General features: G+C 61.8%; 20 protein-coding genes. 7 read left to right on the forward strand and 13 right to left on the reverse strand.

Annotated elements, in window-relative coordinates:
- The first annotated feature begins 258 nt into the window (after positions 1-258).
- Positions 259-741, forward strand: a complete 483-nt coding sequence (locus NRG23_RS17685) for a glycine zipper domain-containing protein (RefSeq protein ID WP_009046473.1) — start codon at positions 259-261, stop codon at positions 739-741.
- Positions 742-1012: 271 nt separating this feature from the next.
- On the opposite strand, the gene NRG23_RS17690 is transcribed toward NRG23_RS17685, so the two are convergent.
- From NRG23_RS17690 to hslO, 10 genes are all read right to left on the reverse strand, one after another.
- Positions 1013-1444 (reverse strand): thioesterase family protein, encoded by a 432-nt coding sequence (locus tag NRG23_RS17690; protein WP_257371477.1) that lies wholly within the window; start codon positions 1442-1444, stop codon positions 1013-1015.
- A 68-nt stretch (positions 1445-1512) separates the two neighbouring features.
- Positions 1513-2745 (reverse strand): 3-hydroxyacyl-CoA dehydrogenase, encoded by a 1233-nt coding sequence (locus tag NRG23_RS17695; RefSeq protein ID WP_257371478.1) that lies wholly within the window; start codon positions 2743-2745, stop codon positions 1513-1515.
- 112 nt (positions 2746-2857) lie between these two features.
- The gene (locus NRG23_RS17700) at positions 2858-4792 is read right to left on the reverse strand and encodes an ATP-dependent DNA helicase RecQ (protein ID WP_257371479.1); all 1935 of its coding nucleotides are present in this window, start codon (positions 4790-4792) and stop codon (positions 2858-2860) included.
- A 188-nt stretch (positions 4793-4980) separates the two neighbouring features.
- Complete coding sequence (locus NRG23_RS17705; RefSeq protein ID WP_009046469.1) at positions 4981-6105, reverse strand: polysaccharide deacetylase family protein; 1125 nt, start codon at positions 6103-6105, stop codon at positions 4981-4983.
- Between the two features lie 69 nt (positions 6106-6174).
- On the reverse strand, positions 6175-7350 hold the full coding sequence (locus tag NRG23_RS17710; protein WP_016702570.1) for a tetratricopeptide repeat protein: 1176 nt from the start codon (positions 7348-7350) through the stop codon (positions 6175-6177).
- Positions 7351-7515: 165 nt separating this feature from the next.
- The gene (locus NRG23_RS17715; RefSeq protein WP_198919627.1) at positions 7516-7785 is read right to left on the reverse strand and encodes a bacteriocin immunity protein; all 270 of its coding nucleotides are present in this window, start codon (positions 7783-7785) and stop codon (positions 7516-7518) included.
- A 48-nt stretch (positions 7786-7833) separates the two neighbouring features.
- Positions 7834-8091: a bacteriocin immunity protein gene (locus NRG23_RS17720; protein WP_198919626.1), complete on the reverse strand. Its 258-nt coding sequence runs from the start codon at positions 8089-8091 to the stop codon at positions 7834-7836.
- Positions 8088-9428: an S-type pyocin domain-containing protein gene (locus tag NRG23_RS17725; protein WP_257371480.1), complete on the reverse strand. Its 1341-nt coding sequence runs from the start codon at positions 9426-9428 to the stop codon at positions 8088-8090. Before NRG23_RS17725 ends, NRG23_RS17720 begins: the two co-directional genes overlap by 4 nt.
- A 301-nt stretch (positions 9429-9729) precedes the next feature.
- Entirely contained in the window at positions 9730-11271 is a 1542-nt protein-coding gene (locus tag NRG23_RS17730; RefSeq protein WP_009046463.1) for a phosphoenolpyruvate carboxykinase, read from the reverse strand.
- A gap of 179 nt (positions 11272-11450) precedes the next feature.
- The gene (gene hslO, locus NRG23_RS17735) at positions 11451-12353 is read right to left on the reverse strand and encodes an Hsp33 family molecular chaperone HslO (RefSeq protein ID WP_007931739.1); all 903 of its coding nucleotides are present in this window, start codon (positions 12351-12353) and stop codon (positions 11451-11453) included.
- Between the two features lie 101 nt (positions 12354-12454).
- Between hslO and NRG23_RS17740 the strand changes: the two genes are divergently transcribed.
- Positions 12455-13258, forward strand: coding sequence for a phosphatase PAP2 family protein (locus tag NRG23_RS17740; RefSeq protein WP_028683842.1), 804 nt, complete (start codon positions 12455-12457; stop codon positions 13256-13258).
- A 115-nt stretch (positions 13259-13373) separates the two neighbouring features.
- Here NRG23_RS17740 and NRG23_RS17745 read toward each other — a convergent pair whose 3' ends face one another.
- A complete protein-coding gene (locus NRG23_RS17745; RefSeq protein WP_009046461.1) occupies positions 13374-13772 on the reverse strand; it encodes an RNA-binding S4 domain-containing protein in 399 nt (132 codons plus the stop codon).
- 219 nt (positions 13773-13991) lie between these two features.
- On the opposite strand from NRG23_RS17745, the gene NRG23_RS17750 reads away from it, so the two are divergent.
- Positions 13992-14474: an ATP-dependent zinc protease gene (locus tag NRG23_RS17750; RefSeq protein WP_007931742.1), complete on the forward strand. Its 483-nt coding sequence runs from the start codon at positions 13992-13994 to the stop codon at positions 14472-14474.
- Positions 14471-15376, forward strand: coding sequence for a 30S ribosomal protein S6--L-glutamate ligase (gene rimK, locus NRG23_RS17755; protein WP_007931744.1), 906 nt, complete (start codon positions 14471-14473; stop codon positions 15374-15376). Before NRG23_RS17750 ends, rimK begins: the two co-directional genes overlap by 4 nt.
- A 99-nt stretch (positions 15377-15475) precedes the next feature.
- On the opposite strand, the gene NRG23_RS17760 is transcribed toward rimK, so the two are convergent.
- The gene (locus tag NRG23_RS17760) at positions 15476-16789 is read right to left on the reverse strand and encodes an ATP-binding protein (protein ID WP_009041700.1); all 1314 of its coding nucleotides are present in this window, start codon (positions 16787-16789) and stop codon (positions 15476-15478) included.
- Positions 16790-16896: 107 nt separating this feature from the next.
- The gene (gene ompR / locus NRG23_RS17765) at positions 16897-17637 is read right to left on the reverse strand and encodes a two-component system response regulator OmpR (protein WP_007925257.1); all 741 of its coding nucleotides are present in this window, start codon (positions 17635-17637) and stop codon (positions 16897-16899) included.
- A 361-nt stretch (positions 17638-17998) separates the two neighbouring features.
- Between ompR and NRG23_RS17770 the strand changes: the two genes are divergently transcribed.
- The 3 genes from NRG23_RS17770 to gshA all read left to right on the forward strand — a co-directional run bounded on the left by NRG23_RS17770 (position 17999) and on the right by gshA (position 22583).
- On the forward strand, positions 17999-20323 hold the full coding sequence (locus NRG23_RS17770; RefSeq protein WP_257371481.1) for a Tex family protein: 2325 nt from the start codon (positions 17999-18001) through the stop codon (positions 20321-20323).
- Entirely contained in the window at positions 20323-20706 is a 384-nt protein-coding gene (locus tag NRG23_RS17775; RefSeq protein WP_009046459.1) for a PaaI family thioesterase, read from the forward strand. The genes NRG23_RS17770 and NRG23_RS17775 overlap by 1 nt, the downstream gene beginning before the upstream one ends.
- A 293-nt stretch (positions 20707-20999) precedes the next feature.
- On the forward strand, positions 21000-22583 hold the full coding sequence (gene gshA, locus NRG23_RS17780; protein WP_009046458.1) for a glutamate--cysteine ligase: 1584 nt from the start codon (positions 21000-21002) through the stop codon (positions 22581-22583).
- Positions 22584-22786 lie beyond the last annotated feature (203 nt).

Below are 22786 nucleotides of genomic sequence, written 5' to 3' on the forward strand. Positions count from 1 at the left end.
CGCCTTATCGCAGCCTGCGGCAGCGGCTACGATCCGCGAGATGTACCAGCGCCAACCAAATCGCAGGCACAAAAAAGGCCGTTTCCATCCAGAAGCGGCCTTTTCCAAGTAGCTAAAGACTCGCAAAAACGGGATAAGTTCCCTACTAAAAACAATAAGTTACGAGATTGTGTACAACTCGTGCTATTCGTCGGATTTTGATTGTAAGCGCCTCAATACAGCCTCAGGATCGCGCCGTCATCCCTTTGAGGCTCCTCTATGAAGTTCTCCTCGATTCTCTTGTTGTCCCTTGGCCTGGTCAGCGGCATCGCCTCTGCCGGCGGCACCACAGAAGCAGGTGTGGGCGGCGCATTGGGCGGGGTTCTAGGCTCGGTCGTCGGTCAGTCGATTGGTGGTAGCACCGGTTCGACCATCGGTGCGGCCCTGGGCGGCGCGGGCGGTAGTGCCGTGGGTGCCGACAGACGCAGCCGTGGCGAAGCCGCTATCGGAGGTGCGCTGGGCGCAGCCGGCGGTAACGTGGTCGGTCGCAGCATGGGGGGCACCACTGGCAGCCTGATCGGCGCAGCGGCGGGCGGTGGCGTCGGCGGCGCGCTGGGTAACCACCTGGGCAACTCCAGCGATCGTGACGATCGCCGCTACCGTGATCGCGACTACGACGATCGTCGCTACTATCGCGACGGCCACCCGGGTCGTGGCCATGCCTACGGGCATCGCAAGCACAAGCGTCACTGGCGCGACTAAGACCTGAAACGGTCGCAGCCCGCTGACACAAAGACCGCAGCCTGACGGCAGCTCCTGCCAGACAGGGTTCATCACCCCCGGGATGAACCCCCAGGAGCCGCCGAAGCAGGCTGTGTGAAAGCGTCGCGAGTGAAGGCAAGACAAGGCAAAAACAGGCGAGGAAGCGGAGTTTAGGGGCCTAAATGAGCATTCCGAGCCTGTTTTTAACGCAGGATTGCCGAACGCAGCAGCTTTCACACAACCTGCGAAGGCTGCGGTTTTTTTTTGTGCCTTACATCAGCAAGCGTTCCAGCGCTGCACGCAGCCCGGCGGGAATCCCCACCGGCTGGTTTGATGCCCGATCGACGAACACATGCACGAAGCGCCCCGCCGCGCAGGCATCGCTTTCCCCCGCCTTGAACACCGCCAACTCATACTGCACCGAACTGTTGCCCAGCTTGCCGACGCGCAGGCCGATCTCGATGCGCTCGGGAAAAGCGATCGAGGCAAAGTAATCGCAGGCCGAACTCACCACGAAACCCACCACCTCGCCGTCATGGATATCCAGGCCGCCCTCTTCGATCAGGTAGGTGTTCACTGCCGTGTCGAAGAAGCTGTAGTAGGTGACGTTATTCACATGACCGTACACATCGTTGTCGTGCCAACGCGTGATGATGGGCTGGAAGTGGCAGTAGTCGGTGCGTTGCGGCATGCGGTCGGTCATTGGCGGGTTCTCGGAGGTGAGGTGTCTGGAAGGCGACCCTGCTGTGGTCGGTCAGGCGATCGACTATTTCAACCGATGGCCCGGTGATCGGCAAACCCTTTGCCAGCCTGCACCAGCTCGTCAATCAACCGCGCCGGCTTCCAATGCGCGCCCAACTCGGCTTGCAGCCGCAGCAAGTCTTTCTGGATTGCCACCAGCCCCTGCCGGTCCGCCCAACTCATCGGCCCGCCCTTGTCCGCCGGGAAGCCATAACCGTTGAGGTACACCAGGTCGATATCCTGTGCCGAGCCGGCGATGCCTTCCTCGAGGATCTTCGCACCTTCGTTGACCAGCGCCAGCAGGCAGCGTTCGAGGATTTCCTCGAGGCCAACATCGCGACGACGGTAGCCCAGGCCTTCGCTGACCTCCTGAACCAGAGCATCGACCTGCACATCGTGCTCGGCCTGGCGACTGCCGGGCTCGTAGTGGTAATAGCCGTTGCCACTCTTCTGGCCGAACCGGCCCGCTTCGCACAGGCGATTATCCACCTGCACTTCGTGCGCCTCCTGGCCCTTGCCGGCCAGTTGCCGGGCGCGCCACTCCAGGTCGATGCCAACCACGTCATACATGCGGAACGGGCCCATGGCAAAACCGAAGCCCTGCAATGCGGCATCCATCTGATAAGGGAAAGCGCCTTCCAGCAGCATCTTGCGCGCCTCCAGCACATAGGTGCGCAACATGCGATTGCCGATGAATCCAGGGCAGTTGCCAGACACCACACTGACCTTGCCCATGCGTTCGCCCAGCGCCAGCGCGGCCTCGAGCACCTGCGGTGCGGTCGCGGCGCCGCGCACGATTTCCAGCAGCTTCATGATGTGCGCCGGGCTGAAGAAATGCAGGCCCAGCACCTGCCGCGGTCGCCGGGTGACTGCGGCGATGGCGTCGATATCCAGCGCCGAAGTATTGCTGGCAAGGATCGCCCGCGGCTGGAGCAGGTCATCGAGCTCGCGGAAGATTTTCTGCTTCAGCTCGAGGTTTTCGTAGACCGCCTCGATCACCAGGTCCACATCGCGGATCGCCGGATAATCCGCTACCGCGCTTACCCGGGCCCGGCGCGCGTCGGCCTCTGCCTGATCGATCCGACCCTGACGCACGTTGTGCGCATAAGTCTCGGTCACCGCTGTCAGCGCCTGTTCAAGCATCTGCGGATTGTTGTCCACCCACTGCACCGCAACCCCGGCATTGGCCAGGCACATCACTATCCCGCGGCCCATGGTCCCGGCACCGATCACTGCGGCGCGCTGAATGTCGATCTGGCTCATAGTGGCTCCCTTGTAGGTGGCTCGAAGACGCAAACCACCATAATCAGGCCCAGGGTATTTTTGAAATTTATTCCTGTGATGAGCGGCATTCAGCGGATGGATCGGGCAGGCATCAACCCTGAAGGTGATGTTCAGCCCAATCGCGCACGTCGGCGTAGGGGTAATCCTCGAGTACCGCAAACCCCTGGATCGACCGCGCCTTGAGCTTGGTGAACAGCGGCACGCTGATCCCACAGAGGAAACGCGTCAACCGTTCCGCCCCTGGAACCGTGCCGCTGTGCTGTTGGTGCCTGTGGATAAATTCACCGCACAGCGCTTCGAAGTTTTTATCCACAAGCGCGGGCAAGGCTGGCGGCTCCGGCAAGCGAGCCACCTGACCGTTACACACCGAGCAATGCCCGCACCGCTGCGGTGCCTGGTCATCGCCGAAATACTGCGCCAGGCGATACCCCAGGCACTGCTCGGTGGCGAACAGCGCGAGCATCGCGTGGATCCGCGCGATCTCGCTGCTTTCGTGCTGCTTGAAATAGGCGTGCAACTGCTGGCTCAGGATCGCGGCATCGAAGCTCGTCTCCAGCAGGTTGTAGACCTCGGTCATCTGCTTGCTTTCCAGCTCGACCCAGCCCTTTTCCTGGAAGTAGTCCAGGGCCTTCACCACCCGGTTACGCTCGGCCTGATGTTGCTGATACAGCGCGTCGAAATTCACCGTGGCCCAGGTCCGGGCACGGCTGGAGGTCTCGATGATCGCCGCCACGAACTCTCGGCGCTCACCCTCGAAACGCGCCAGCAGCACCTGCGGTTCCTCGAGGAACTTGAAGCGGTATTCGGCGAAGTAGGCGTAACGCGGCGCGATCAGCCCACGCAGCTCCAACTGCACCAGCAAGGTCTTGAGCGGCAGCTGACGAATGTTGCTCTGGTCCGCCAGCGGCCCCAACAGGAACTCCCATTGCCCGTCCGGCGCCGCGCCCTGCAACTCGTCCAGCACACAACGAATACCTTCCAGCTCCGGCGTGTCGCCGTAGACGAAGTTTTCCAGCACGTTGAGGCTGTCGCGGTTAGCCAGCACCAGGCAGTCGGAAGGTTGGCCATCACGCCCGGCGCGGCCGATTTCCTGGCTGTAGTTTTCGATGGATTTGGGCAGGTCGAAATGCACCACGTTGCGGATGTCGCTCTTGTCGATGCCCATGCCGAAAGCGATGGTGGCGACGATGCAATTGGACTGGCCCGCCATGAACTGACGCTGGATGGCCTCGCGCTGCTCATGGGGCAGGCCGGCGTGATAAGCCTGGGCCTGGATGCCGTGGCGACTCAGATGCTCGGCAATGTGCTCGGCGGTTTTCTGCAAGGTGACATAGACGATGCTCGGCTGCCCGGGACGCTCGCTCATCCACTGCACCAGGCGCCGGCGCTTGTCCTGGCCGCGCACCGGTTCCACCAGCAGGTTGAGGTTGGGCCGATAGAAACCGGTGGTCACCACATCCTCCTCGGCGATGGCGAATTTCGCCTGCATATCGGCGATCACCTTGGGCGTGGCGGTAGCAGTCAGCAGCAGTGCCTGGGGAATGTTGAACTGGCGCTGATAGTCCGGCAGCTTGAGGTAGTCGGGGCGAAAGTTATGGCCCCATTCGGAGATGCAGTGCGCTTCGTCCACCACCAGCAGGGAGATCCGCACCTGCTGCAGAAAGTTGCGAAAGCGCTCGTTCTTCAGGCGCTCCACCGAGATCATCAGGATCTTCAGCTCACCGGAGCGCGCCCGCGCCATGACCTCGTTGGCGTCGTCGCGGCTCTGCGCCGAATCGATGCTCGCCGCGGCGATGCCGTGGCGCTGGAGGAACGCCAGCTGGTCCTGCATCAGCGCCAGCAGCGGCGAGACCACCAGGGTCAGGTGCGGCAGCAGCAAGGCCGGCAACTGGTAACACAGGGACTTGCCGGAGCCCGTGGGAAAGATCGCCGCCGCCGAGCGCCCGGCCAGTACCGCGCTGACCGCCGCCTCCTGGCCGGGACGAAACTGTGGATAACCGAAGACCTGTTCGAGGGTGTCGTGCATGAGCTGTCACTCCTTTGACCGCTGACGTGCCTTGCAGACTGGCACAGGGTCGGGAAAAGGTCGGGGAAGAAAGGATACGGGATGATACAGGGAGGCGCAGAATGCTGTCCGGCTGGGGTTATGCGGAGTTTTTCAGGGTGTATCGCGAACCACCAGGCAGCCGATGGCTCGCGATAAAAGTCGTGTTCTTACCGCGTCGCGCGGCAATCCACCCACTTCACGCCATTGCTCTTGTTGGCGGCGATCAGCGTCGGCACTGCAGCAGGCGCCTTGTTGTGAATGTCGTGGAACAAAATGATCCCCCGGCGCCACAGCAGCATCAGGGTCTGCACCCGCTGGCTCGCCGCGCTGGCGCTGAGGCTCTTGCTCCAGTCCTGGGAGTCGATGCCCCAGAGCATCACCTTGATGCCCTGTGCCTTGAAGAACGCCGCACTGTCACTCGAACGCTGACCATAAGGCGGACGGAACAGCGGCTGGTAATCATCCGGCAACGTGCCGCGCACCAGGGTCGCGGAACGGGTGATGGACTGCTGCCATTCGCTCCAGGCGCTGTGGGACTTGTGCGCCCAACCATGCAAGGCAACGCACTGGCCGCTGTACAACTCACGCATTTGCGCCGGCGAGGACTTGCGCAGACGCGCCTGGAACGGCTCGCCCAGCACGAAGAACAGGCCATGCAGATCGTTGGCCCGCAGCACATTGGCCAGCGTATCGGTATGGCCGCCCGCGGCCGTCGGGCCGTCGTCGAAGGTCAGCAGAAACTGCCGGTCCGCCAACTCGTCGCCCATCAGCTCGGCGCTGTCGAAACGTTCGATCTCACTGCTGATCTTCGGGAACAAGGCCGCCAGGCGCAGCTGTTCGTTCAGGTACTGCTCATGAAACTGGCGGCTCGCCTGGGCCCACGCGTCATAGGCCGGGCTGACCGTTCCGGTGAAGCCCTGGGCCAGTTGCCGCAAGTCATCCAGGTTACGCACCAGCGGACAGAAGGCGGCGCCTTCACAGTCCTGGCTGGCGCTGTGATAACTGCTGAGCAGGCGTATCCAGAAACGCTCGCGCACTTGCTCGACCGAATGATGGTCCAGCGCCTTGACGCCCAGGCGCTGCTTGAGACTGACATCGTCCAGCGCCTCGCTGGCCAGCAGGGCCTTGCCGAACATCAGGATTTCCGCGCGCGAGGCGGTATCGAAGCCCGCTTGCGTGGCCAACGAACCCGGCCAGCTACTGCGATCGATGGTGGCGAACACCATCGGGCCGGCAGCCTGGGCAACGGCCGTCCACAGGGACAACATCAACGCAACAACCAGAACCCGCATAACAACCTCCATAAATGCATAACGCGCCGTGGGACGGCGCGTTATGGGGGTCAGATCAACACCCGTGAATCAACGGTTTTGCACACGCTCGATGGCTTTGTCGTACACCGGGTTGGCCTTCTGCTGCTTGGCCAACTGATAGTGACGCAGGGCATCGGCGAACTGGCCGGCCGCTTCGTAGATACGCGCGATGTTGTAGTAGGAACTGGCGCGCACGGTGGCCGCCGAGCTGCCGCTGGCCAGAGCAATGGCCTTGCGGTTGGCCCAGATCGATTCGGCGGTATTGCCGGCTTTCTGATAGGCCAGGCCGAGGTTGCTGTAGGCCTGACCGTAGCCGTTGTTCAGCTCGATGGCCTGACGGTAGAAGTCGATGGCTTGCTGCAGGTTACCGGCGTGGTAAGCCTCTTCGCCCTTGCGGTTCAGGGTTTTCGCATCGGCTTGTGCGCTGCTGCTGACGGCAACGGCGGCAACTTCCACTTTGTCGTCGAGCAACGGCGACACTTCGTTCAACACGTCCTGCGCGTCGACGGTCACGCCGCTGAGGGTGTTGATGTCCTGGAAGTCGCCATTGCCGGTCATGCGGAACACGGTCCACAGGTTACCGCTGCGGTCCTGCGGCACGTAGTAGGTGCGCACCAGCGACTGGCCCATGTACACGAACACCTTGGCCTGGCTGGCGGCAAGCTGACGGGACTCCGGACGGGTCTGGTTACTGTAGTCATGCACCGCGTACACATAGCTTTCGCCGTAGTGTTTCTTTTCCAGGGTGATGGTTTCCGGGCCGTAGCCGTCGATATCGTCGACGTCCAGGTGGGCGTCATCGCCTTGCTGGTTGCGGAAGTAGATGTTGTTGCCCGGGAAGATCATGTGCGAATCGAGATCGCTGGGGGTCGCGCCCCAGGTCAGCACCACGCGCAGACCGTCGAGGTTCTGCATCACCGGGCTGATGGCGTAGGTCATGCCGCTGCACGGGCACTTGACCACCAGATTGGAATAGCCGGGTTTCTTGATGATCAGCAGGTTGCTGGGATCATCGGCGAAGTCGGTGGTCAGGGTCACCTGGCCTTGAGCATTGGTACGACCGACCACGCTCTGTGCACCATTGCGCTGCACCAGCACTTCGGCGTCGGCGATCTTCTGGTCCTTGACCACCGCACTCAGCACCTCGACCGGCAGCTGCTGCGCCGTCACCGAAAACGCCAATGCCCACAACGAAAAAATCGAAGTCACGCGAAACAAGCGCATACCTAATTCCCTTTAAGTGTATGAAGTCGGCACCCAAAGGTACCCGGCAGATTTCGCGCGCACCATACACAGTTTTTTGGGGGTTTGCTTGTTAATCCATAGGGAAAGGTGGGGGGCTGCGGGAATCCCTGAAGTTTGCTGAGGGGCCGGGATGGCAAAACCTTTTCAGACAGATTTGAAACCAGGCAAACCATTAGCCGCCCGCCACGCTTTAACGACACCGATTACACCTTCAGGACTATCGTCCACCCCCTCGTCGGGATAAAAGAGAATCCCATTTCCACGTGGATGCTGAATCATCTTATCGATGTGATCGACGAGGTTCTGGTAGTCAGCTTCCGTGTCACTTTCCCCATTGAACAGAGTGTTCAGCAAGGTAATGAACTCGTCCTCGGTATAGTCCTTCAGCTGGCTTTTCAGCTTTACGTGCGTCATCTGCAGGCTCTCCACTCAAACCTGTCTCTTAATCTCCCGACAGAACTGTCAGCTACTTTTGAAACCAGGCAGTCCGTTGACAGCGCGCCATTCTTTCACTGTTTTTGTAATACCCTCGGCTGAGTCATCAGCCCCATCCTCTGGGTAAAAAATCAGATCGGAGCCTGCCGGGTGCCCGCATATCGTATTGAAGTGATAAACCAGTTTGTTTTCTACATCCTCACTCTCATCACTCCCAATGATGCGTTGGAGCAACTCAATAAACTCCTGCTCCGAGTAGTCCGAAAGACTATTTTTCAGCGTCATTTTCTATCCTGCTTGTGAATTTCTATGTGTCGTTTCGGTGTCATCACCCCGAGATTCTCAATATCGTAGACCGCACCGCCATGTTTTATGTACTCGATGTGATGTAGCTCATATCGAGAGTTTTCTCCGTAGTGTCCTGACCTAGGGGCAAATGGCGCTCTGCCCTTTAACAGCTTGCCTTGGTTACTCTTATTGAACTGGCCAAGCAGCTCAGTATCGCGTCCTACAGCAGTCCAAAATGCCTTTCTGAAATCGTCGAATCTATTGAATTTCCGCCCTCGTAATTGATCTGCGATCCGAGATGGAACCGGTGCCCCCGCTCCTACATCAGCACCCGCAAGCCAAGTGCCAGAAACGTCCGTACCCCGACCTATGACGGTGCCTGGCTCATACCGAGCATTGATCACAATGTAGAGCGGCTGAACTCCAGACCCCACCGGAAACACCAGAATAAAATCCCGATACTCCGGCGGATAAATCGGACTCACGATGATCCGCTCCGCCGCCTCAGTCGGCGGAAAAATCCAGATCGGAGGTGTCTGTGGCGCCGCTTCCAGCGGTGGTATCCCTATGGTGCTCGAAGGGTCCACAGCTGGGGTCCAGATAAGGGTGATGCCATCCCCCAGATCGGCCACTTGCTGCTCATCACGAACCTCAAACTCAGCCACCGGAATCATTTCCCACTCGCGGCGCCCCTGGGTGTTGAAACCGTAGCCCTTGAGACTGCCATCGGCCTGCTGTTCAACTCGCAGGCGTAGCCGGGTGCGAGCTTGCTTGAGATTGCGTAGCTGCTCTTCGCTGTACAGCGCGCCATCACCCAGGCTCGATGGAGCGAGCAAAGCCACCAGCCCCAGCAACGCACCGGCCGCCACGCCCGAGGAGATCAGCCCCAGGCCACTGCCGGTGGTACCAGCCGCCGCGGAGACACCACCCAGGGTCAAGGTACCGAGATTGGCCGGCAGCGCGCCGCTGATGCGCTTGAGGGCCACGCACCCACCCGCCTCGACCTCTCGACCGCCCAGCAGCGTCAACGCGCCGTAATTCGCCACCGAATCAGTGGGTATGAAGCCCGTCGGGGTGACGTAGTCGATGATTGCGTTCGGCAGCTTGCAAGACTTGGCAAATACGCAACCGACGGGCATTGGTTGCGATTCCACCTGTGTAGTCGCCAGCCGCTCTTCATAGGCCTGCTGGCGAGCGAGCATCTGCTCGTAACCCTGCTGCGCATCGTCACGCTCGGCCAATTCACTCGCCGTCATATCGCGCAGGCGACGATAACCACCGCCGTCAGCATCGTGGTGCTGCCATACCTGGGGCACATCCTTGTTGCGGGCCATAGTCCTTTGCTCGGTCGCCTGGGAAACCCCGGTCTTCAACCGGGGGATCTCACGTTAACCAGTGCGAGGGGACCTTGGCTGTCAGGCAAATCCGAGCTGGTCGAGCGACTTTTCTTTTTCGCTCAGGCCAGGCGATTGGCCCTGAACTGTCTGCACAGGACACCAGGATTTACCTTACACGTCGCGTCGAATCAGGCTTATTGAGCCGCTCGAACAAGCCGCCTGGAATTTGAACGGGACTGAATGACGCCCACAAAAAAGCCGCCCCAAAGGGCGGCTTCTTGAACCACTTACCCGATGCTTACAGCTTCGGACCAGCAGCCTTGATGGCGTCGCTCACGTCGAACTTCTTGAAGTTCTCGATGAACAGGCCGGCCAGGGCCTTGGCGGCTTCGTCGTAGGCGGCTTTGTCAGCCCAGGTGTTGCGCGGGTTGAGCAGGCCGGTTTCGACGCCTGGAACGGCCAGTGGCACGTCCAGGTTGATGGTGTCCAGGTGCTCGGTCTCGGCACCGACTAGAGCGCCGCTCTGGATGGCCGCGATCACGCCACGGGTGGTCGGGATATTGAAGCGCTTGCCAACGCCGTAGCCACCGCCGGTCCAGCCGGTGTTGACCAGGTAGACCTTGGAGCCGAAGCCGCGGATGCGCTTGATCAGCAGCTCTGCGTAAACGCCGGCCGGACGCGGGAAGAACGGTGCGCCAAAGCAGGTGGAGAAGGTCGACTTGATACCAGCGCCCGAACCCATTTCGGTCGAGCCCACCAGAGCGGTATAGCCGGACAGGAAGTGGTAGGCAGCTTGTTCTTCGCTGAGGATCGACACTGGCGGCAGTACGCCGGTCAGGTCGCAGGTCAGGAAGATCACGGCGTTCGGCTCGCCACCGAGGTTTTTCTCGGAACGCTTCTCGACGTGCTCCAGCGGGTAGGCGGCGCGGCTGTTCTGGGTCAGGCTGCCGTCGGCGTAGTCAGCCTTCTTGGCGTCGTCCAGCACAACGTTTTCCAGCACTGCGCCATGCTTGATGGCTTTCCAGATCACTGGCTCGTTCTTCTCGGACAGGTCGATGCACTTGGCATAGCAACCGCCTTCGATGTTGAACACCACGCCCTCGCCCCAGCCGTGCTCGTCGTCACCGATCAGGTAACGGCTTTCATCGGCGGACAGGGTGGTCTTGCCGGTACCGGACAGACCGAAGAACAGGGTCACATCGCCCTCTTCGCCGATGTTGGCGGCGCAGTGCATCGGCAGCACGTCGGCGGCCGGCAGCAGGAAGTTCTGCACCGAGAACATGGCTTTTTTCATTTCACCGGCGTAGCGCATGCCAGCGATCAGCACTTTCTTCTGAGCGAAGTTGAGGATCACGCAACCGTCGGAGTTGGTGCCGTCACGCTCTGGAACGCATTCGAAGTTGGCAACGTTGAGCACCTGCCACTCATCACGGCCAGCCGGGTTGTACTGGGCCGGGTTGATGAACAGGCAACGACCAAACAGGTTCTGCCAGGCAGTCTGGGTGGTCATCTTCACGGCCAGGTAGTGCTCGTCGGAAGCACCTACATGCACATGGGAAACAAAATGCTCTTGCGCGTTGTTGAATGCCTCGACGCGAGCCCACAGGGCATCGAACTTGTCGGCCGGGAACTTGCGGTTGATCGGGCCCCAGGCGATAGCGTCCTGGGTGCTCGGCTCTTCAACGATGAAACGATCGACTGGCGAACGGCCGGTACGGTGACCGGTACGAACAACCAGCGCGCCGGTATCGGCAAGCTCGCCTTCACCGCGGTTCAGGGCTTCTTTGACCAGATCATCAACACTCAGATCGGTGTACACGGCGTTATTGGCTTGCGTCATGAGGTTCCCCGTCGGCCAGTGGCCGAGTGCTCCAAACGTTTTGTAGTAGAAAGTCGTGCACTACTACCGCGAAAAAAGTGCGCCGGATTATGCCAGAAAAGCCCAAAAAGAGTAGGGCCCTCCCGTCAGAACGGCGTTAATCCGGCGCTTGACAGGTGATTTACCTGCGCTGAAACGTTTTAGTGACGAGTATCTGACGGCGACTCGACACCCGCTCCGGCGAACAATTGGCTGATATCGGCCGCATCGAACAGGTAGCGCTCGTTGCAGAACTGGCAATCGATCTCGATGCTGCCGCCGTGTTCGACCACCAGCTTCTGCGCATCTTCCAGACCCAGACTGACCAGTGCATTGCCCGAGCGTTCCCGCGAGCAGCTGCAACGGAAGCGCAACGGCTGCACATCGAACAGGCGCACGGCTTCTTCGTGGTAGAGGCGATGGAGCACGGTTTCGTTGTCCAGGCTCAGCAGTTCGTCGGCGGTCAGGGTGCTGCCCAGCGCGGTGATGTGCTGCCAGCTGGCGGCGCGTTCTTCTTCATCCTTGAGGCGGTCGGCCGGCAGTTGCTGCAGCAGCAGGCCACGGGCGCGACGACCGTCGGCGTGCAGCCAGAAACGGGTACCGACCTGCTGGGACATGACGAAGTAGTTGGTGAAGCATTCCGACAGGGTCGCGCCGTCCAGGTCGACGATGCCCTGGTAACGCTGGCCGTGGGTCGGGTCGACGGTCAGGGCCAGCACGCCATTGGGCATCAGGTCGGCCAGGGTCGCGTCCGGGGCGATCTGCTCCGCGTCATAGCGGGCCAGACCACGGATCTCGCGCTCGCTGGAGCACTCGATCATCAGCAAAGGCACCGGGCCTTCGGAACGGGCCTGGAGGATCAGCAAGCCATCGAACTTCAGCGTGCCGACCAGCAGCGCGGCCGCCGCCATCAGCTCGCCGAGCAGTTGCGCGACCGGCTCCGGGTAAGCGTGTTTGGCGAGGACTTCGGCATAGCTGCGCTCCAACGCCACCAGCTCGCCGCGGGCGTCGCTGTCATCGAAGATGAAGCGTTGGGTGAAGTCGGTATCCGGCAAATGAGTCATAGGTTTGGGTATCTGAAGTGATGACAAAATGGTTACAAGATATGAAAATTGCGTTTTTTGCACTGTTACGGTGCGCGATTTTCTGCCATTGGAGGCATTTTATGAACAATCCGGGTTTGTTCCAAGCAAGGTGGAACCTCGGCAAGCTAGTGTTGTGCAATTTGCTCCCTCTGGCGCTGCTGGGTTTCTGGTTATGGCCAAGCGGGCAGATGCTTTGTGTAATGTTCGACGAATGGCTGTTCCGCCTGCTGAATGCTCCCCTTGCGAGCAACTCCACCTGGCTGCATATCTGGGCCGTGGCCAGCCTCAGGCCTTTTGACGCGATAGTCGGGCTGATCCTGCTGACCCTGTTGATCCGCGGTGACTGGGTGTTCAAGGCCGTGGACGTGCGCCGGGCGTTTTTCGGCTTCCTGTCGATCCTGGTCCTGATGCTGATTATCCGCTTGTTGTTCTCCAGGCTCGCCGACGCCATGGGCTGGCAACACGACAGCCCGTCGATGATGCTCCAGGATGCCGTGCACATGAGCGACTATTTCCCGCACTGGGAAAAAACCTGGGAGCTCAAGGACCGTTCCAGCCAGAGCTTCCCCGGTGACCACGCTTCGGTGCTGCTGATCTGGGCACTGTTCATGAGCGTGTTCAGCCGCGGCGTCGGCCAGTTCCTGGTGATCTGGGGCCTGACCCTGCTGTTTATGATGCCGCGGCTGGTGGCCGGCGCGCACTGGGGCCAGGACGACTATATCGGCGGCGTGCTGCTGGCGGTCTGGGCGCTCGGCTGGGGCTACTACACCCCGTATGCGGCCAAGGCTTCGAACTTCCTGTTGCGGGTGACCAATCCGCTGTTCAACCTGCTGGGCAAGCTGCCGTTGCTGTCGCGCCTGAGCGTGGTGCGGGCTACGGCCTGAGCAGGCGCCGGCTTGCCGGTGATTGAATGCAGACGATGCGCCCTCCAGGGAATAGTGAGAGGGCTGCAACCGCTGCTTCGCAACTGATCGCGGGCAGCCTCGCTCCTACAGGGGCTTATTCGTGGCTGTGGAACTTAAACAGGTCGCGCCGCTGTTTCTTGGTCGGCTTGCCATCGGTGCTCACACCCAGGGCGCCGGCCTTGCGCAGGGCGGCGGCGTTTTCCCGCTTGGCGATGCTGGCTTCGGTTTCCGTATAGAGAGCCTGCGCCTCCGGCGCCCCACGGCGCACGATCGACAGGGCCTGGACCACCACGGTGCGCTCGTCGAAACCGGTGCGTATCTCATACTCGTCGCCGATCCTCGGCTCCTTGCCCGGTTTGCAGCGCTCGCCCCGGTGATGCACCTTGCCGCTTTCGATGGCGGCCTTGGCCAGGGCGCGAGTCTTGTAGAAGCGCGCCGCCCACAGCCATTTATCCAGACGGACCTTGTCGTCGTCTTCGGCTTTTTGTGCCATGGCATTTCCTCATTCTGAAATATTTTCGAACTGTACTACCGTTTCTCTCGTGCCATGAATTGCGATGGCTCGGTTTACAATGCGAGGCTCTGCGGCAGCCCGTCCGGGAGCTGTGGAGCCGGGCCTAGATATCTGTCGCCTTTTACCCATTATTCTGCGTGAATACCGCGAATTCGGCCGCTTGACGGTACGAGCGGGTTCCTCAGCGGTTGAGCACATTTGAAGACATTTGACCATTTGACCGTCGTGGGTCTGCGCGAGTGGGTGGCGCTTCCGGATTTGGGAGTCGCCGGCCTGCGCGCCAAGATCGATACCGGCGCCAGCACCTCCAGCCTGCATGCCACCGAGATCGAGCCGTTCGAGCGCGACGGTGAGCAGTGGGTGCGCTTCAACGCGCACCTGGGCAGCGTGGTGCAGTTGCGTCACCGGCGTTGCGAAGCGCCGCTGGTGGCGATGAAAACCATCAAGAGTTCCAACGGCCAGGCGCAGGTGCGCTACGTGATCAGTACCACCCTGGCGCTCGGCGATCGGGTCTGGCGGGTGGAGTTCACCCTCGCCTGCCGCAAGGCCATGCGCTATCGCCTGCTGCTCGGTTCCAAAGCCCTGATCGATGGCCAGTTGGTGGTCAACCCGGGGATCAAATACGTTCAAGACAAACCGGTGTTCCCGGTGTCCACTACCTCTGCCACAGGTGTTGCATGAAGATCGCTGTGCTGTCGCGTAACCCGCGTCTGTATTCCACTCGTCGCCTGGTCGAAGCCGGCACCGAGCGTGGCCATGAAATGGTGGTGGTCGACACCCTGCGCGCCTATATGAACATTGCCAGTCACAAACCGCAGATCCACTACCGCGGCAAGCCGCTGGAGGGTTTCGACGCGGTGATTCCACGGATCGGCGCCTCGGTGACCTTCTATGGCTGCGCGGTGCTGCGCCAGTTTGAAATGATGGGTGTGTTCCCGCTCAACGAGTCGGTCGCCATCGCCCGCTCGCGAGACAAACTGCGCTCCCTGCAACTGCTGTCCCGACGCGGCATCGGCCTGCCGGTGACCGGCTTCGCCCACTCGCCGGACGACATTCCCGACCTGATCGAGATGGTCAACGGCGCGCCGCTGGTGATCAAGGTGCTGGAAGGCACCCAGGGCATAGGCGTGGTGCTGTGCGAAACCGCCACGGCGGCCGAGTCGGTGATCGAGGCCTTCATGGGCCTGAAGCAGAACATCATGGTCCAGGAGTACATCAAGGAAGCCGGCGGCGCCGACATCCGCTGCTTCGTGGTCGGCGACAAGGTGATTGCCGCGATGAAACGCCAGGCCAAGCCCGGCGAGTTCCGCTCCAACCTGCACCGTGGCGGCAGCGCCAGCCTGATCAAGATCACCCCGGAAGAACGCATGACCGCCCTGCGCGCGGCCAAGGTCATGGGCCTGAGCGTGGCGGGCGTGGATATCCTGCGTTCGAACCACGGGCCGCTGGTGATGGAAGTGAATTCCTCGCCTGGCCTGGAAGGTATCGAGACCACCACCGGCAAGAACGTGGCGGGGATCATCATCGAGCACATCGAGAAAAACGGTGGCCCGAACATGACCCGGACCAAGGGCAAGGGTTAAGGGCAGCGGCAAGCTTTTAGCTGCAAGCTGCAAGCTGCAAGAGAAAAGCGACTCCTCACTTGCCGCTTATGGCTTGTAGCTTGCCGCTTGTAGCTGCCTTCAGACCGCATCCCTGGGCAACAACAACCCCAACGGCAACCGCACCCGCGCCTCCAGGCCGCCATCGGCGCGGTTGCGCAGTTCGACATTGCCGCCGTGCATCGAGGCGATCCGCTTGACGATGGCCAGGCCCAGGCCGGTACCCTTGCCGCCCCGGGCACGGTCGCCGCGGGTGAAGGGGTTGAAGATCGCCTCCAGCTCCGACGGGTCGATGCCCGCGCCACGGTCCATCACGCTCAGCACCACATAAGGCGCGCTGGTGTCGCCCGACACATAGGCCGCCACTTCGACTTCCGTCCCCGCGTGGTTCAGCGCGTTGCCGATCAGGTTGTTCAGCAGGCGTTTCATCGATACCCGGCGCAACGGGAATGGCGGGATCGGCTCCAGGCGCAGGCGCACCTTCTCGTCGTTCTGGTTGTAGGGTGCCGCCACTTCACGCACCAGGTCACTGAGATCGACCTCCTCCACCGACTCGTCGCGGCCGTCGCGGATAAAGGCCAGGAACTGGTCGAGAATCGCGTCCATGTCTTCGATGTCGCGGACCATGTCGTCGGTCAGGTCGTTGTGGCTGCCCATCAACTCCAGCGACAGGCGCAGGCGAGTCAACGGCGTGCGCAGGTCGTGGGACACCCCTGCCAGCATCAGCTCGCGTTCGCGTCCGGCCTGCTCCACATCCTCGGCCATCTGGTTGAAGGCGCGGTACACCTCGGTCATCTCGCTCGGCGTATCGCTGATCGGCAGGCGCACGCTGCGCCCCTGCCCCAGTTGCCGGGCGGCATAGACCAGGCGCTTGAGGGGCTGGTTGAGCTGGCTGACAAAGATCCACGCCGAGGCCGTGGACAACAGGCCGATCGCCAGGAACCAGCCGAGCACACTCCAGATCTTCTGCCCCCGCAACGGATGCGGATACAGCGGCACTTTCAGCCAGCCATCGCCCAAGCTCGGTGCGCGCACCCAGAGCGCCGGCGGGGCGTGCATGCGCAGGCGCACTTCAGTGTCGGCGCCCAATTCGGCCTGCATCTGCCGCTGATAAATCTCGCTATAGGGCCAATGCTGCTCGCCCGCCGGCACACCGCTGCCGACTACCTTGATCAGCCCGGCGGCCTCGGCGATCTGGTCGCGGTTGGATTCGTCGGCGGCCCAATAGGCGCGCAGGGTCAGGGCCACGCCGTGGCTGTACTGGCGGTCCACCAGCACGTCCTCGTTCATCAGCAGATAAACCAGGGTCAGCGCCTTGGAGAACAGCACCACGATCAGCACCAGCCAGAGGGTGCGGGAGAAGAAGCTTTGCGGGAACCACAGCGGGGTTTTCATAAACAGCCATTACACGCTTTGCAGGAGCGAGTCGCGCTCGCAGAGTTGCGGAATGCGAGCGCCCGGGTCGTTTGCCGGCCCGGGCGCTCGCTCCTACAAATCATCGGTCACTTGGTGGTGGTGCCATCCGGCACGAACACATAACCCACACCCCAGACCGTCTGGATATAACGCGGCTTGGACGGATCGGGCTCGATCATCCGGCGCAGGCGGGAGATCTGCACGTCAATGGAACGCTCCAGGGCATCCCACTCGCGGCCACGGGCCAGGTTCATCAGCTTGTCGCGGGTCAGCGGCTGGCGAGCGTTCATCACCAGGGCCTTGAGCACCGCGAACTCACCGGTGGTGAGCATGTGCACTTCGGCGCCGCGCTTGAGCTCGCGGGTGGCCAGGGACAGCTCGTAGTCGCCGAAGGTGACGTTTTCGTCTTCGCTGCCCGGCGCACCCGGCACCGGCGCCGACTGGCGACGCAGCACGGCCTTGACCCGCGCCATCAGTTCGTCGGGGTTGAACGGCTTGGCCAGGTAATCGTCGGCCCCCAGTTCCAGGCCCTTGATGCGGCTCAGCTCGTCGCCCTTGGCGGTGAGCATGATGATCGGAATCTGGTTGTTCGCACTGCGCAGGCGGCGGCACGCGGTCAGGCCGTCTTCGCCAGGCAGCATCAGGTCGAGGACGACCAGGTTGAAGACTTCGCGCCCCAGCAGACGGTCCATCTGCTCGGTGTTGGGAACCGCGCGGGCACGGTAGCCCTTGCTGACGAAGAAGCGCTCCAGCAGGCTGCTCAGCCCCGGGTCGTCGTCAACGATAAGAATTTTTTCGCCTTCGGCAGTTTGTGCAGTGCTGCTCATCAGATGCTCCTTTTATCTCGGTGCGCATTATGGCGTAGCTGCCGTTATACGCACCGTGTGCATTGTTAGCAGATTTTTCCTCGACCGCCAGAAAACCCGCCGTCGGCCGCCACCGGGCCGATACCCCCGAAGACTGGAACGCTGGTTATAATGCGCCGCCTTTTGTGTCAGGCAACGTCTGATCGTTATCGCCCGTGGCCATTTTTTATTTTTCCCGGCCAGGCAGTAATTGTTCGATTTCACGGGTCAACAGGCAGCCTTTTGATCCAGGCAGCGGCGCACGCCAGGCCGCTCAACCAGACTCGCCGAGCCCAATTTTCCGTGCCGGCGAGCCTGCTTTCACAATTTGTCAGGTGGTTTTATGGACAGCATCAACAGCCGCATTGCCGAGGAACTCGGTGTACGCCCACAACAGGTCGAAGCGGCCGTCGCTCTATTGGATGAAGGCTCCACCGTGCCCTTCATCGCCCGCTACCGTAAGGAAGTGACCGGCAGCCTCGATGACACCCAACTGCGTCATCTGGAAGAGCGCCTGCGCTACCTGCGAGAACTCGACGAACGGCGCATCAGCATCCTCGCCAGCATCGAGGAGCAGGGCAAGCTGACCCCGGAGCTGGCCCGCGACATCAAGCTCGCCGATACCAAGACCCGCCTCGAAGACCTCTACCTGCCGTACAAGCAAAAGCGCCGCACCAAGGGCCAGATCGCCCTGGAAGCCGGCCTTGGCGAACTGGCGGACGGCCTGTTCAACGACCCGGGCCTGACCCCGGAAAGCGAAGCCGCACGCTTCGTCGACGCGGAAAAAGGCGTGGCCGATGTGAAGGCCGCCCTCGAAGGCGCCAAGTACATCCTGATGGAGCGCTTCGCCGAAGACGCCAGCCTGCTGGACAAACTGCGTAATTTCCTCAAGCAGGAAGCCACCCTTAGTGCCCGCGTGATCGCCGGCAAGGAAGAGGAAGGCGCCAAGTTCCGCGATTACTTCGAACACGACGAACCGCTGAAGAGCATGCCGTCGCACCGCGCCCTGGCGATTTTCCGTGGCCGCAACGAAGGCATCCTCAGCTCCGCGCTGAAAGTCGGCGACGAACTGCCGGGCACCATGCACCCGTGCGAGGGCATGATCGGCCAACACGTCGGCATCCAGAACCAGAACCGCCCGGCGGACAAATGGCTCGGCGAAGTGGTGCGCTGGACTTGGAAAGTCAAGCTCTACACCCACCTGGAAACCGACCTGCTGGGCGAGCTGCGCGACAACGCGGAAACCGAGGCGATCAACGTCTTCGCCCACAACCTGCACGACCTGCTGCTGGCCGCTCCGGCCGGCCCGCGCGCGACCCTGGGCCTCGACCCGGGCCTGCGTACCGGCTGCAAGGTCGCGGTGGTGGATGCCACTGGCAAGCTGCTGGACCACGCCACCGTTTACCCGCACGTCCCGCACAACAAGTGGGACCAAACCATCGCCGTGCTGGCCGCGCTGTGCGCCAAGCACTCGGTGGACCTGATCGCCATCGGCAACGGCACCGCCAGCCGGGAAACCGACAAGCTGGCCGCAGAGCTGATCAAGAAATACCCGGCCATGCGCATGACCAAGGTCATGGTCTCCGAGGCCGGTGCTTCGGTGTACTCGGCGTCGGAACTGGCGGCCAAGGAATTCCCCGACCTCGACGTATCGATCCGTGGCGCGGTGTCCATCGCCCGCCGCCTGCAGGACCCGCTGGCCGAGCTGGTGAAGATCGATCCGAAATCCATCGGCGTCGGCCAGTACCAGCACGACGTGTCGCAGATGAAGCTGGCCCGTGGCCTGGATGCGGTGGTCGAGGACTGCGTGAACGCCGTCGGCGTGGACGTCAATACCGCCTCGGTGGCCCTGCTGGCGCGGATCTCCGGCCTCAACACCACCCTGGCGCAGAACATCGTCAGCCACCGCGATGAAAACGGTGCGTTCAAGACCCGCGCCGCGCTGAAGAAGGTCGCCCGCCTGGGTGAAAAGACCTTCGAACAGGCCGCCGGCTTCCTGCGCGTGATGAACGGCGACAACCCGCTGGACGCGTCCGCGGTGCACCCGGAGGCCTACCCGCTGGTGCAGCGCATCGCCGCCGAGACCGACCGCGACATCCGCTCGCTGATCGGCGACAGCGGCTTCCTCAAGCGCCTGGATCCGAAGAAGTTCACCGACGAGACCTTCGGCCTGCCGACCGTCACCGACATCCTCCAGGAACTGGACAAGCCCGGCCGCGACCCGCGCCCCGAGTTCAAGACCGCCGAGTTCCAGGAAGGCGTCGAAGACCTCAAGGACCTGCAACTGGGGATGATCCTCGAAGGCGTGGTGACCAACGTCACCAACTTCGGTGCCTTCGTCGACATCGGCGTGCACCAGGACGGCCTGGTGCACATCTCGGCACTGTCGGAGAAGTTCATCAAGGACCCGCGTGAAGCGGTGAAGGCCGGCGACGTGGTCAAGGTCAAGGTCATGGAAGTCGACATTCCGCGCAAACGCGTCGGCCTGTCGATGCGCATGAGCGACACCCCGGGCGAGAAGATCGACGGCGCTCGCGGTTCACGTCCAGGCTCGGCGCCGCGCTCGTCGGGCAACAGCGCCCCGCGCAAGGAAAGCGTGGCCGCGGCCCCGACCAACAACGCCATGGCGTCGCTGTTCGCCAATGCCAAGCAGTTGAAGAAACGCTGATGGAGATCCCGGCCGGCTTGACCGAAAGCGCGTTCAGCCAGCTGCTCGGCTGCCGTCTGCAGCGCCTGGAGGTCGGTGAAGCCGACGTCGCCCTGACGCTGACGCCGCAGTTGCGCAATCGTGGCCAGAAGCTGCACGGCGGGGCGATCTTCAGCCTGGTCGATATCGCCATGGGGCTGGCCTGTTCCAGTTCCCACGGCTTCGACCAGCAGAGCGCGACCATCGAGTGCAAGATCAACTACATCCGCGCCGTCGCCGAGGGCGACGTGATCTGCCACGCCCGGGTGCTCCACCCGGGTCGCCGCACCCTGGTGGTCGAGGCCGATGTGATGCAAGGCGACAAACTGGTCGCCAAGGCACAAGGCACCTTCGCGGTCCTCTGAGGAACCCTTTGGTGACAGCCGCGACGCCAATTCATCCGCTAGCGACGCGGCCCGCCTTCGAACATCGACAGACCTAGCTCCCCGTCATCGATTTGAGTTAATTTCGGCGCTGCGAAAGCGGCGTCGGAGTTTTCTGCCTGCGCTAAAGCCAGATTCAGGGATGAAGTGTGGTGCTTGCAAAATCGGGCCATGCCGGCTCAACGACCAGGCGAAAACGCCAGTTTCAACTTCACCCTTGTAGACCGTCCTGCCCACCCCCATATTGGGGCGACTGACGCGTGAAGGAATCCAACTTGAGCGAACTTCTCAACCGCCGCCTGGCTCTGCTCGGCGAGCGCGCTAACCTCTCTCTGCTCGAGCAGTGCCTGCACGGCATCGAGCGCGAATGCCTGCGCGTGACCGGCGAAGCGCGCCTGGCCCAGACTCCGCACCCGGAAGAACTGGGTTCCGCGCTGACCAACGAACAGATCACCACCGACTATTCCGAGTCGCTGCTGGAGTTCATCACCCCAGCCCTGCCCGATCCGGCGGACACCCTGGCCAGCCTCGACAAGATTCACCGTTTCGCCTACAGCAAGCTCGGCAACGAGTACCTGTGGAGTCCATCGATGCCGTGCCCGTTGCCGGCCGAGGAAGACATCCCGATCGCCTATTACGGCACCTCCAACATCGGCCAGCTCAAGTATGTGTACCGCAAGGGCCTGGCCCTGCGTTACGGCAAGACCATGCAGTGCATCGCCGGGATCCACTACAACTTTTCCCTGCCGGAGCAGCTCTGGCCGCTGCTCAAGCAGGCCGAAGGCTTCGTCGGCAGCGACCGCGACTATCAGTCGTCGGCGTACATCGCGCTGATCCGCAACTTCCGCCGCTACAGCTGGCTGCTGATGTACCTGTTCGGCGCCTCGCCGGCGCTGGACGCAGGCTTCTTGCGCGGTCGCGCGCACCAGCTGGAACAGCTGGACGCCGAGACCCTGTACCTGCCGTACGCCACCAGCCTGCGCATGAGCGACCTGGGCTACCAGAGCAACGCCCAGGCCGGCCTGACCCCTTGCTACAACGACCTGAACAGCTACACCGACAGCCTGCGCAAGGCCGTCGCCACGCCGTACGCGCCTTATGTGGAGATCGGCACCCACCAGGACGGTGAGTGGGTCCAGCTCAACACCAACATCCTGCAGATCGAAAACGAGTACTACTCCAACATCCGCCCGAAACGCGTGACCTACACCGGCGAGCGGCCGATCCAGGCGCTGATGGCTCGCGGCATCCAGTACGTCGAAGTCCGTTGCCTGGACATCAACCCGTTCCTGCCGATGGGCATCGACGTGCAGGAAGCCCGTTTCCTCGACGCCTTCCTGCTGTATTGCGCGCTCAACGAAAGCCCGCTGCTGGAGAACAACGAGTGCGGCAACGCCACCTCGAACTTCCTCAAGGTGGTCAAGGAAGGTCGTCGCCCGGGCCTGCACCTGCTGCGCCAGGGACAGTTGGTGGACCTCAAGGAATGGGCCGGCGAACTGCTGGAAAAGATCGCGCCGCTGGCCGCCCTGCTCGACCGCAGCCACGGCAGCGACGCCCACAGCAAGGCGCTGGACGCCCAGCTGGCCAAGGTCAAGGATTCGTCCCTGACGCCTTCGGCCCAGGTCCTGGCCGCCATGCAGGAACACAAGGAAAGCTTCAGCCAGTTCTCCCTGCGCCAGAGCCTGGCCCATGCCGAGTTCTTCCGCAGCGAGTCCCTGAGCAAGGAAGACCAGGCGCGTTTCGAAGAAGCGGCGCGCAACTCCCTGCTGCAACAGGCCGAGCTGGAACAGAACGAAGTCGGCGATTTCGACGTATTTGTCGGCTCGTATCAGGCGAGTATCCTGGCGATCAGCAACTAAGCGTCTGCGGCGCTTATCGCGGGCAAGCCTCGCTCCTACAGAAGATCAATGCGTAGGAGCGAGCTTGCTCGCGATGGAGCGCAAAGCGCTCCCCTTCAAAAAGCGCTTTCTTTAGAAGATTCCTCTTTTAAGCTAATTCTAAAAAGTTATTTATTTTTAGATTCTTAGATCATTTAGTCTCCTACCACGTCCACACTTGGCCG

It is taken from the genome of Pseudomonas sp. T8, from assembly GCF_024610635.1.
Taxonomy (GTDB): domain Bacteria; phylum Pseudomonadota; class Gammaproteobacteria; order Pseudomonadales; family Pseudomonadaceae; genus Aquipseudomonas; species Aquipseudomonas chlororaphis_I.

Coding starts and splice junctions, on each gene's coding strand:
- NRG23_RS17770 (WP_257371481.1), top strand. CDS start 17,999: ATGGACAGCATCAACAGCCGCATTGCCGAGGAACTCGGTGTACGCCCA.
- NRG23_RS17700 (WP_257371479.1), bottom strand. CDS start 4,792: ATGCACGACACCCTCGAACAGGTCTTCGGTTATCCACAGTTTCGTCCC.
- NRG23_RS17695 (WP_257371478.1), bottom strand. CDS start 2,745: ATGAGCCAGATCGACATTCAGCGCGCCGCAGTGATCGGTGCCGGGACC.
- NRG23_RS17710 (WP_016702570.1), bottom strand. CDS start 7,350: ATGCGCTTGTTTCGCGTGACTTCGATTTTTTCGTTGTGGGCATTGGCG.
- NRG23_RS17730 (WP_009046463.1), bottom strand. CDS start 11,271: ATGACGCAAGCCAATAACGCCGTGTACACCGATCTGAGTGTTGATGAT.
- NRG23_RS17760 (WP_009041700.1), bottom strand. CDS start 16,789: ATGAAAACCCCGCTGTGGTTCCCGCAAAGCTTCTTCTCCCGCACCCTC.
- NRG23_RS17685 (WP_009046473.1), top strand. CDS start 259: ATGAAGTTCTCCTCGATTCTCTTGTTGTCCCTTGGCCTGGTCAGCGGC.
- ompR (WP_007925257.1), bottom strand. CDS start 17,637: ATGAGCAGCACTGCACAAACTGCCGAAGGCGAAAAAATTCTTATCGTT.
- NRG23_RS17775 (WP_009046459.1), top strand. CDS start 20,323: ATGGAGATCCCGGCCGGCTTGACCGAAAGCGCGTTCAGCCAGCTGCTC.
- NRG23_RS17705 (WP_009046469.1), bottom strand. CDS start 6,105: ATGCGGGTTCTGGTTGTTGCGTTGATGTTGTCCCTGTGGACGGCCGTT.
- NRG23_RS17725 (WP_257371480.1), bottom strand. CDS start 9,428: ATGGCCCGCAACAAGGATGTGCCCCAGGTATGGCAGCACCACGATGCT.
- NRG23_RS17690 (WP_257371477.1), bottom strand. CDS start 1,444: ATGACCGACCGCATGCCGCAACGCACCGACTACTGCCACTTCCAGCCC.
- NRG23_RS17720 (WP_198919626.1), bottom strand. CDS start 8,091: ATGACGCTGAAAAATAGTCTTTCGGACTACTCGGAGCAGGAGTTTATT.
- NRG23_RS17740 (WP_028683842.1), top strand. CDS start 12,455: ATGAACAATCCGGGTTTGTTCCAAGCAAGGTGGAACCTCGGCAAGCTA.
- NRG23_RS17715 (WP_198919627.1), bottom strand. CDS start 7,785: ATGACGCACGTAAAGCTGAAAAGCCAGCTGAAGGACTATACCGAGGAC.
- hslO (WP_007931739.1), bottom strand. CDS start 12,353: ATGACTCATTTGCCGGATACCGACTTCACCCAACGCTTCATCTTCGAT.
- NRG23_RS17745 (WP_009046461.1), bottom strand. CDS start 13,772: ATGGCACAAAAAGCCGAAGACGACGACAAGGTCCGTCTGGATAAATGG.
- rimK (WP_007931744.1), top strand. CDS start 14,471: ATGAAGATCGCTGTGCTGTCGCGTAACCCGCGTCTGTATTCCACTCGT.